Source organism: Leptospira weilii (assembly GCF_006874765.1).
In the GTDB taxonomy this organism is placed as follows: Bacteria; Spirochaetota; Leptospiria; order Leptospirales; family Leptospiraceae; genus Leptospira; species Leptospira weilii.
The window spans coordinates 112,501-122,500 of the sequence record NZ_CP040840.1 but is presented as its reverse complement, the minus strand read 5'-3'; the positions used below and the strand labels follow the sequence as shown (position 1 = coordinate 122,500).

General features: G+C 39.2%; 8 protein-coding genes, 1 tRNA gene and 1 pseudogene (2 of these 10 running past the window's edge). 2 read left to right on the top strand and 8 right to left on the bottom strand.

Annotated features, from left to right (window positions below; genetic code table 11):
* Positions 1-353 carry the 3' end of a bifunctional hydroxymethylpyrimidine kinase/phosphomethylpyrimidine kinase gene (gene thiD / locus FHG67_RS00580; RefSeq protein WP_002630868.1) on the top strand. It extends 460 nt beyond the left edge of the window, so only the last 353 of its 813 coding nucleotides appear in the window; its start codon lies beyond the left edge, outside the window; its stop codon occupies positions 351-353.
* Between the two features lie 198 nt (positions 354-551).
* Here thiD and FHG67_RS00575 read toward each other — a convergent pair whose 3' ends face one another.
* The 8 genes and pseudogenes from FHG67_RS00575 to hisB all read right to left on the bottom strand — a co-directional run bounded on the left by FHG67_RS00575 (position 552) and on the right by hisB (position 9,904).
* Positions 552-2,366, bottom strand: a complete 1,815-nt coding sequence (locus tag FHG67_RS00575) for a DUF885 domain-containing protein (protein WP_036075035.1) — start codon at positions 2,364-2,366, stop codon at positions 552-554.
* 520 nt (positions 2,367-2,886) lie between these two features.
* Positions 2,887-3,939 (bottom strand): annotated as a pseudogene (locus tag FHG67_RS00570) (IS110 family RNA-guided transposase); the annotation flags it as partial.
* A 40-nt stretch (positions 3,940-3,979) separates the two neighbouring features.
* A protein-coding gene (locus tag FHG67_RS00565; RefSeq protein ID WP_250185454.1) for an IS3 family transposase occupies positions 3,980-5,052 on the bottom strand; the annotation gives its coding sequence in 2 pieces (ribosomal slippage) (positions 3,980-4,815 and positions 4,815-5,052; 1,074 coding nt in all).
* A 1,029-nt stretch (positions 5,053-6,081) separates the two neighbouring features.
* The gene (locus tag FHG67_RS00550) at positions 6,082-6,609 is read right to left on the bottom strand and encodes a hypothetical protein (RefSeq protein ID WP_004499759.1); all 528 of its coding nucleotides are present in this window, start codon (positions 6,607-6,609) and stop codon (positions 6,082-6,084) included.
* Positions 6,610-6,622: 13 nt separating this feature from the next.
* On the bottom strand, positions 6,623-7,843 hold the full coding sequence (locus FHG67_RS00545) for a vitamin K epoxide reductase/DsbA family protein (RefSeq protein ID WP_004495087.1): 1,221 nt from the start codon (positions 7,841-7,843) through the stop codon (positions 6,623-6,625).
* 89 nt (positions 7,844-7,932) lie between these two features.
* Positions 7,933-8,658: a 1-(5-phosphoribosyl)-5-[(5-phosphoribosylamino)methylideneamino]imidazole-4-carboxamide isomerase gene (hisA, locus tag FHG67_RS00540; RefSeq protein WP_002630867.1), complete on the bottom strand. Its 726-nt coding sequence runs from the start codon at positions 8,656-8,658 to the stop codon at positions 7,933-7,935.
* Positions 8,655-9,287 (bottom strand): imidazole glycerol phosphate synthase subunit HisH, encoded by a 633-nt coding sequence (gene hisH, locus FHG67_RS00535; protein WP_004499766.1) that lies wholly within the window; start codon positions 9,285-9,287, stop codon positions 8,655-8,657. The genes hisA and hisH overlap by 4 nt, the downstream gene beginning before the upstream one ends.
* Positions 9,284-9,904: an imidazoleglycerol-phosphate dehydratase HisB gene (gene hisB / locus FHG67_RS00530; RefSeq protein ID WP_004495092.1), complete on the bottom strand. Its 621-nt coding sequence runs from the start codon at positions 9,902-9,904 to the stop codon at positions 9,284-9,286. Before hisB ends, hisH begins: the two co-directional genes overlap by 4 nt.
* A gap of 78 nt (positions 9,905-9,982) precedes the next feature.
* Here hisB and FHG67_RS00525 point away from each other — a divergent pair.
* Positions 9,983-10,000: transfer RNA gene (locus FHG67_RS00525), tRNA-Leu, on the top strand; it runs 66 nt beyond the window's last position.

Here is a 10,000-nt window from a genome sequence, read left to right as displayed (position 1 = left end):
CTGGAAAAAAAATCAGCAGAAGTTCGGAAATGCCGTATTCTGCAAAAATAATATTCGAAAAATTTAAAGTTCCTGTTCTTTTAAAGGGTGGCCATTTACAAAACGAGGAAGTCGCGCTCGATATTCTGTTCGACGGAAAAAATATCTCCAAATTTGAAAAACCCTTCATAAACGAATTTTATCCTCACGGAACCGGATGTACATATTCTTCAGCGATTACTTCTTATTTGGCGAGGGGCGAAAAATTGGTCGAAGCCGTTCGATTTGCGAAAGAATACTTACACGCGGCAATCGAACAATCTTACATCGCAGGAAAAGACAAAATGTTAAATCATACTCCGATATTTCATTAGAATTTGATGTCAAGAAATTTGATTTGTCCAAAAATTTCCCGAGCTTCCCAAGGCTAAATTCATTTTCGTTATAGCCGCAAAACTTTGAAATTTACACATAGTAAGCCGTTCAATGAAATGATTGCTTATTTTTCAAATTCTGGATTATTCCAAACCATAAAATTGAAAACTTTTTCGTGAAAGTTTTCAATTTATACGCTATAAAATCGTTTTTTCGTTTAACAATTTTTCCTCTACAAGTCTTTCCAAAATGATCAAAGGCAAAGACCCACTGTCCAAAACGGCCGAGTGAAATTCTCGAATATCGAAGGTTTTCTTTTTATGAATTTTTACTTTTTCTCTGAGTTCGAGAATTTTTAACATCCCGATTTTATACGAACAAGCCTGGCCCGGATACACGATGTATCTTTCTATCTCTGCAGTGACATCTTTCGGAGCCATTCCAGTATTCTGCGTCATATAAGAGATCGCTTGTTCTCTAGTCCATCGTTTATAGTGTAATCCGGTATCGACTACAAGTCGAACGGCTCTGAACAATTCCGCTTGAAGTCTCCCTAAATCCGAATAAGGGTCCTGAAAAAAATCGTAATCCTTTGCGAGACGTTCCGCATACAAAGCCCAGCCTTCCACATAAGCTGTAAACGTAGTCGTATTTCTAAAACGCGGGAGCCCTTTGAGTTCCTGCATGATTGCGATCTGAAGGTGGTGCCCCGGAACGGTTTCATGATAAGTCAAAGTTTTCATTCCGAACTTTGGAATCTCTTTCGTATCCCTAAGATTTGCATAAAAAATTCCGGGCCTTGAACCATCTAGCGCAGGTTCGTCGTAATACGCTCCCGGCGCCGTTTTTTCCTTAAAGACAGGAATTCTATCCACTTCCACTTTACTTTCCGGCATTTTGAAAAATAAAAATTTCGCTTTCTCTTCCGAATCCTTTAAAATTTTCTTATATTCTTCTAAAGCCTGCAACTTACCTTTCTCATTATCAGGAAATAAAAACCGAGAATCCTTTCTGAGTTCGGACATTGCATTCGGGATGGATTGATTTTTTCCGAGGTTTTTCAAAATCGTTTTCATTTCGTTTTGAATCCGAGAAACTTCAGATAAGCCGATATTATGGATTTGTTCCGGATTCAATTCGGTTGTGGTATGTTTTTTCAATTCATGAGAATAATAAGCGTCCCCGTCCGGAAGTTTCCAAACGCCCGCCTTTGAATCCGCACGTTTTCTTTGTTCTAAAAATAGATTTAGCAATTTTGAATAGGATGGATAAACCCCCGATTCGATTGATTGCTGAACACGCGCCAAAGATTGATCCTTTAAATCTGAGGAAATAGAATTTATTTTCTCGATTTTTTCCCCGAATGCAGTATAGAGAATATTCTCCTTTGCTGGAACTTTGATAAAACCTTCTACTTCCGAGATCAATCGATCCAAAATGAAATCGGGGGGAAGGATTCCTTTCCTATCCCTGTATAAAATTCCCTCAATGAGTTGATCAATTTTTTTAGGAACGACCTCGAGTCTTGCGATATAATTTTCCACATCTTGAGAAGACTTGATCGGATGCTGAGTTGCTAAAAAAGTCGGAAGCTGACTTTGAACCCCGAATAACTGATTTGCAGGATAATCGTGAAACAAAAACTTTTCACCGGAAATTTTTAAACCAAAAGACCATTCTAGAATTTCGAAAGAAATTAATTCCTGCCCCGATAAATCTTCTTTTCCATACGATAGAAGTATTTCTAAATTCTTCTTCGCCTTTTCCATATCTTGCTTTTGTCTTTCAACCGATATATCGGTAAGTTCCTTTTGATAACCGCCGATTCCGAAATTGTTTAAAATTCCAAGAGACGTCAAATATTCCGGGTCATTCAAAACAGATTCCCAGAAAATCTTTTCATAAAACAAACCGAGCGTCAGCGGTTTGAAAAAAATTGTATGTAAGAACAGGGTTAAAACTAAGACTAAAGTTCCGAAAAGGATCCTTTTGAAAAGAGAAAATTTCGACATAGTAAAACAGAATAAGAAAAGTCCGGGAAAATGAAAATTTATTTTATTTTTATAAAACAAATTGAAATCATAAATTTTTACACTTTTGGCACTTAAGAAATTAGCAAAAAGGATTCAATTTTCGAACTCCGATTTGTAAGAATTCTATCCGAGTAAATTTCTCATCTTAACGTGAGCAGGGTCGTAAGAAAGTTTGGGCGAATCAGAAACTAAAGTGTTGCTCTCTAATATAACCAACCCCACAAATACTTGGACCCGAAGATAAATCTGTCGGAATTACGACAAATTCTCTGTGAAACTTAGTTCCCACCCTTATTTTTGGGTGGTGGGGGCGGAAAGGCTCGGGAGATTTTTCTCTATCAGAAAATTATACTTTTTGCAAGTAAAAAGTCTCATTCTTGTCGGAACACTTGAAAAATATCAGTTTTTGATCTTTCTGATTCTAAAAACCTTTTCAATTTGTGGGGTTGGTTATGCCTCTCTCCTATGTTTCTTGTGTCAAGCCCTCCCGTTATTTTTTTTACATAAGACCATATTGAGCTAACTTTCGATTCAATGCTTCTTCGGGCATAGAATCAAAAAGATTTCCCGTTCGAATCATTGTATAAAGAACTTCGATCATTTTGCGTGAAGTCGCTATGATCGACTTTTTAGCCCCTTTTTTAACATATAATCTTTCGTAGAATTCTTTTATCTTACCGCCATGCTGACAACGGACCAAACTCCAGGCCGCCTGAACAATCACCCTTCGAATTGCATGACAACCACGAGATACAATTCTTTCGTATCGAACCGTATCTCCCGAAATGTCAACTCTCGGAACCAAGCCTGAATAGTAGGCTGCTTGTTTTGCGGATGAAAATCTTTTACAATCTCCCATGTAGCTCATGATCGCCAAAGAAGTAATTATACCGATCCCAGGCATGGACATGATCGTTTGAACGTAACTCTGATTCTTTTTCAGAGCCTCTTTAATTTCTTCTTCTATGAGTTTTAGATTTAGTTCGACTAAATCTAAAACCTTTAAGATTCGTTCCGCTTCCTTTTTGTATCGATCGGGAAGTAAAGTTACAGAAGCTTCTCTGGATGTTTTTGTTCTTAAATGCTTTTTAGTAATATGAGTCAAACCTGCTTGAGTGAATAAACTGTGAAGTCGATTCTTTCCTTGCGTTAGTTGTTTGGTCCAGTTCTCATGTTCCGTGCAAAGTCTTCGATTGTCTTCCTCTTCGTCGGTTGGAATTGGAACTCTTCTTTTGGATATCGTTGAATGAGTCTGGCTATTTTTAAACTGTCTTCTTTATCGGTCTTTTTTAAAGATTGATAGATCGTTGCTAAGTCGCCGGGATTTAGGACAATTACTTGAATCCCTTTGTTGAGTATTGATTTTGCAATTCTAAAAGATTGAGATCCAATCGAGCGATCCGTTGAGAGCGAGATTGCCAAAAAGCAGCGGAGCGCTGCTGTTGGCTCTTAGCGAAGCTAAGAAACCTAAACCTACAATATCATTCAAGGTTAACCATTTTAATAAACTGTTGATACCGTTTTCCGTTGTACCGAATTGTCGACGTGACATGCCCCCATTTTTAGTACCAGCGTAATGTGTGAAAATCCTCTTAAGCAGAGCGTCTTAAATATTCCTCCGGAGTTAATCCCCCGAGTGAGCTATGTGGCCTTTCTGAATTGTAGAAGATTCTCCACTCTTCGATGAGGCGCCGGGCTTCTTCGATATCTTTAAACCAATTTTCATTTAAACATTCGTTTCGCATTTTTCCGTTAAAGCTCTCGATGAAGGCATTTTCAGTAGGCTTGCCCGGTGTGATAAAATGAATATCGACTCTTTTTTCGAAAGCCCATCGTAAAAATGTTTTTGATGTGAATTCGGGACCATTATCCACAACAATTTGTTTTGGTAGACTACGGACTTCGGATACTTCATTCAAAATCCTTACTAATCTTTCTGAAGTAATTGAGAATTCCGCCTTCGTTACGACTGCGAATCGACCGAAGTCATCGATAATATTCAAAATTCTGAATCTTCTTCCCGAATAGAGCGAATCCGACATGAAATCCATTGACCATCTTTCCTCCGATTTCTTAGGAACAATCTTTGGAACAGTAGGCAATGACAGCCTCTTTCGTTTTCGCTTGATTCGGTATTTTAAGCCCAATTCGGAATACAGGCGATAGATTCGTTTATGATTTACATGCTCTCCTTGACGAATGAAAGAATGGATCTGCCTATATCCCGCTCTTCTATGTTTATACGCTAAAGAACGAATTCGATCCTTTAATTCCTTGTTTTTGTCTTGAAGTCCGCAACGATACCGAAAGACGGTTCTGGAAATTTGCAAGAGACGACAGGATTTTCGTTCTCCAAGTTTCGTTTTGATCAACATAACTGCCTCTCGTTTCTGCTCGCGGCTCACCACTTTTTTTCGAGTAACATCTTGATCGCTTCATTTTCTAAAGCTAATTCTGCATATAGTTTCTTTAGCTTACTGTTCTCTTCCTCTAAAGTCTTCATTCGCTTCAGATCGCTCAGTTCTAAACCTCCGTATTTCGAACGCCAACGGTAAAAAGTATTTCCGCTGATTCCATACTTACGACAAACATCAGAGGTCGATGCCCCTGATTCCGATTCCTTCAATATCTTGTGAATTTGATCTTCACTGAAACGTTTCTTCATATTTTCCTCCAAAATTATATGCTTTTCAGAGGATTTCAAACATTCTAATTGGTTCTAAATTCGGGGGCTAGGTCAGACGTTCGAGCAAGTTTTCCGTATTGATTCGAACAACCTCTAAACTTTTCTTTCCACAATCAATTCCTACATACTTGCCATCTTGACTTTTCATTTCTTTTCTCCTAAAATGACAGAGGCGGAAGGACTTAACAAAGTCGGGTGATAACACCAGCACTCCCATCGAACGATCCTTAGAGAGTGAGATGTTGAGTTGCCCTTCGCGGTCGACTTTGTTAAGTCGCCACACTTTGGTTTGCGGTGGCCGATTTAGATTCATCTATGGATCGGGGTCTTAAGCCCTGTCGAACGATCCTTGGAGAGTGAGACACTGAGTTCAGAGAGCGATCAATCCATCGAACGATCCTTAGGAAGTGAGATGCTGAGTTACTCCACCGGCCTTCTTGACTCCGTCGAATCAAGAGTATCACACTTCGAACTGTCTTACGTCCAAGAATCATACTAATCTATGGATCGGCATAACTCAGCGGCTGCCTCTCTATGGATCGGCAGCCAGGTCACAACATAGAATCGCTTTCACATTTTGTTATACCGAACTCACGTTAATTTAGAGAGAATTTGAACGAAAATTGAGTTTAGTAAAAATATTGCTCAATACCGTAACACAACCAATTCATAAATCCTAACCGAATGATCATGATACGGCTTTAAAAATTGAGATAAGAAACTCATTCTTAATTTTGAGTTTTATCCTAAAACTACAATCGCTTTAATCATTCCTAAAAATACAATAGTTCTCACATACAACCTAGTTTTTTTATGAAAAATTAAAATCCCATTCAATATGTCGAATCTCGTCAATCAATAGCTCAAGACCGAACACTTTCGAAATGCTTCAAGGTAATTTACAGCGCGGCTAAAAACCCTCGAGCGCCCAATAGAACGCTTTCTAAACTCAAATCTCGCTTCCGAAGGGTCACGAGATAGGCGTGCGTTCTGAGTTCTTATAATTTTTTAAACTAACGGAATAATAACTAAAAAAATAAAAGATATCAATAACGTCCAAATTCCGGCGGAAGACAAAGAAAACCAAAGAGAATTTTGCCACTGTATCAACGGCGTCGCAACGAATAAGATCATCCCTAGATAGGAAAGTGCGGGAGAACGATCATAGAGATGTTTTTGCCATTCGATAAACCCTTCCTTAAAATCCTTTACATCTCCTCGAAACTTTAGGTCCAGGATCAGCTCCCCGATCCAACCTGAAATCGAAAATACCAGAGCCCACAAAAAAAATAAAATTGAAACATATAACGGAATCGTTTCGAACTTAAGAAAAATCTGAACTACGAAAAGAATAAATCCCAAAACCGGCAAAGTAGGATAAAGAACTTTGGTTCTGAAAAATTTACTTTCAACCGCAAAGCGAAAAAAAGAAATCGAATTCCGAGACTGAAACGATCCGCAGAATACGCACTGAATCGACTCTATTAAGATATGCGTACCGCAATTCCTACAAAATCGCCTCTTCTCGTTCTCCATTTGGCGATAAAGATCAACTCTGATTGATGAGTTGATGGATCAATCGACGTAAAAAGTCGGCATCCGGAGTTCCACTTTTTGGAAAAGGTTTGTTATTGATGAACAAAGTCGGAGTAGAATTAATTTTCAGTTTTTCAGCCTCGTCTACTTCACGATTGATATGATCTCTGATTTTGGTAGAACTCATACAAGCACGGAATTGATCCATTTTCAAACCGCTTTTTTCAGCGAGACGAGTTACAGTCGCTGCAGTGTGCATTACTCCCGCTTCGTTGTCATCATAAAGACCTGTATAAACCGAATAAAATTTATTCTGCTGATTTGCGCAAAGCGCCGCGCTAGCCGCAATGCAGGAACTCGCCTCCGGGGATTTTCTTCCGACGAGACGATTACAATTTCCGTCCAATGGAAAATTCTTATAAGCCACTTTGATGATTCCTTCGTATTCGTTTAGAAAAGATTTCAGAATCTTGCTCGTGTGCATACAATGACCGCAATTAAAGTCCGCATATTTCACGATCGTAATCGGCGCGTTCAGATCACCAAGAATAGGGACATCTTTCAAATCAATTTCAACCGTCCGAGCCGTTTCAAATTCTTTCAACTGCTCCGAAACGGATTTTTCACCATTCGCACTACCGGAAACCAGTCTGGTTCCACCCGAGGAAATTCTTCCTCCGTAAAGACCGAGAACAAAAAAGGAAAGGATCACAATAAGAAAGTTTGCAAAACTTCCGCCGAACGAATTCAGAACCGCCCGGATCGATTTATCGACAAGGGATTTAAAAACGGGAAAGTTTACCACAAGAAGTGCGATCGTTACGACATAGGTAGCAACACAAAGACCGCATAACGCTTTTATTACTCCTACGGAAAGAAAAAACAGTCCTAAGTCGACTACAAATCCAAGAACCAAAACATAAAACGCAAATCTTAGATTCTTTTCCGAGGTTTCTTTTTTAATTTCGGACAACACGAAAAGAAAACCCACAAAACCGTAAAAAACGAAACCAAATAACGCAATCGGAAGATCTCCAAGGCCGGGAACATTTCGAATCGCAGAGTAAGCGCTTTCGGAAACTTTATCACAAGAACCGGATTCGCTGAGTGCATTGCAAAGAGTTTCTCCGACCGAACTAGGATCACCATAGTATTTTTGGATAAGCAAAAAAGAAAAAATCAGTCCCAATACGGAAAGAATAATCGATATTTTATTTTTAGATAATTGGCTCATGAATAATCCCCGATCCCGTAAGATCAATTACCTTTATGTATAGTTCCTTTCCAGGTGAAAAGAAAAATCTAATTTACTCTTCAGTTTCCTTAAATGGAAGAAATCGCTTCTGCAAGATCCAGTTTTCCTTCGTACAAAGCTTTTCCCGTAATCACACCGTAGAGTGGAATTTTAGTTTTAAGAGAAGAAAGATCCATAAGATCTTTAAGAGAGGAAATCCCGCCGGAGGCGATGACTTGAAACGGATAGGAATTTAAGATTTCCTGATAGGCCTTCAAGTTCGGTCCAGCAAGAGTTCCATCTTGAGCAATATCCGTAAAAATAATATGTTCGATTCCCGCCTTTGCGAGGCGATCCATCAGATCTCGATAACGAACTCCCGAGTCTTTTTCCCACCCTGCAATTTTTACGATCCCGTCTATTGCATCCACCGCGACGACGACTCTTTCTTTCCCATAGTTATCAAGTGCGAGTTTTAAAAGATCCGGATCTGTTACGGCGGCTGTTCCGAGAATAAAACGATCAATTCCGATCTTATCGTAATAAGCCAATTTCTCTTTGTCTCTGATTCCGCCGCCTAATTGCACTTTGAGCGAAGTCATCTTACGGATTTTCAAGATGGAATTTTCGTTGATACCGAGCTGATTTCTAGCGCCGTTCAGGTCCACAAGATGAAGTAAGGTCGCCCCGTTTTGAGCAAAACCTTCCGCAAGTTTCCAAGGTTCGGAAGAATAAATTTTCTTTTCCTTGTAATTTCCCTTGAATAAACGAACTGCGCAGTTATCGAATAAATCGATGGCCGGAATGATAATCATACGAAACGAATGAAATTCTCCAAAAGTTTAAGTCCATGAGTATGAGATTTTTCGGGATGGAACTGAGTTCCAAAAATATTATCTTTCTCCACGACCGCCGGAAATTTCTCTTGGTAGTAATCGCAAAGTCCGGTAATCGCATTTCCTTCTGCACTCGTCGGTCTGTAGGAATGGATGAAATAAAAAAAAGACTGATCACTGATTCCCTTCAAAAGAATACTTTTATCTTTCCTACGAATTTGAAGCCGATTCCAACCGATATGAGGAACTTTAAAATCTTTTCCCTGAAATTTTTTGACCTTTCCTTTGATATATCCCAAACCTTCGATCCGCTCTTTTTTAGTATCTTGAGCGATTTCTTCCGAAGACTCGAAAAGAATTTGAAAACCTATGCAAATCCCAAAAAGAGGTTTTCCGGAATTTACGTGTTTATCAATCGTTTCTCGAAGACCGGTCGAACTCAAATTTTCCATAGCTTTATCAAAATGCCCGTCACCGGGTAATATTAGAGCTTTTGAATTTTCGATCGTTTCCCTATTTTTCGTATAAACGAAATCTTTCGTATAAAGAGATACGGCTTTGATACAGGAATGAATATTTCCCATTCCGTAATCTAGAATAGCGATCATTCCAAAACTCCTTTTGTGGAAGGAATCGCACCTGCGGTCGCGGAGTCTTGCGCGATCGCCATTCTAAGGGCTTTACCTAGAGCTTTAAAAATAGATTCGTGAATATGATGTCTGTTATCTCCGTAATGAACGAATACGTGCAAATTCATCTTTGCATTCAATGCAAGTTTTTGTAAAAATTCCAAAGAAAGTTCCGCATCATAAATTCCGAATTTACCCGTTAGTTCAGGACCGGTATATTTAAAAAAATACCTACCGCCCAGATCCACGGCTACGGTTGTAAGAACTTCATCCATAGTAAGAGTAAAATGTCCGTATCGAAAGATTCCGGCTTTGTCGCCCAATTGTTTATGAATCGTAGTTCCCATTAAGATCGCTGTATCTTCTACGGAATGATGGCAATCGATTTCGATATCCCCTCTCAACCAGAGATTCAGATCGATTAATCCGTGTTTGGAGATATGAGAAAGCATGTGTTCAAAAAAAGGAATCTCCGTATCGAATCGATACTGACCAGTTCCGCGGAGATTCATTTCCAATTTAATCTCGGTTTCGGAGGTTTTTCTTTCCGCTTTCATTCTAACTGGATCATAGAATCGGATCAATCTCCGTGTCAATGAATTCCAAAATAATGGATGACGGAAAACCCAAACCTATCGAGATTGTAAGAGCGGTTTCGCACTGCATTCCACCTCGCCGAAGTGGCGGAATTG

Bases quoted from the DNA above. Each gene is read 5' to 3' on its own strand.
- FHG67_RS00575 (WP_036075035.1), bottom strand. From the start codon at position 2,366: ATGTCGAAATTTTCTCTTTTCAAAAGGATCCTTTTCGGAACTTTAGTC.
- FHG67_RS00550 (WP_004499759.1), bottom strand. From the start codon at position 6,609: ATGGAGAACGAGAAGAGGCGATTTTGTAGGAATTGCGGTACGCATATC.
- FHG67_RS00545 (WP_004495087.1), bottom strand. From the start codon at position 7,843: ATGAGCCAATTATCTAAAAATAAAATATCGATTATTCTTTCCGTATTG.
- hisA (WP_002630867.1), bottom strand. From the start codon at position 8,658: ATGATTATCATTCCGGCCATCGATTTATTCGATAACTGCGCAGTTCGT.
- hisH (WP_004499766.1), bottom strand. From the start codon at position 9,287: ATGATCGCTATTCTAGATTACGGAATGGGAAATATTCATTCCTGTATC.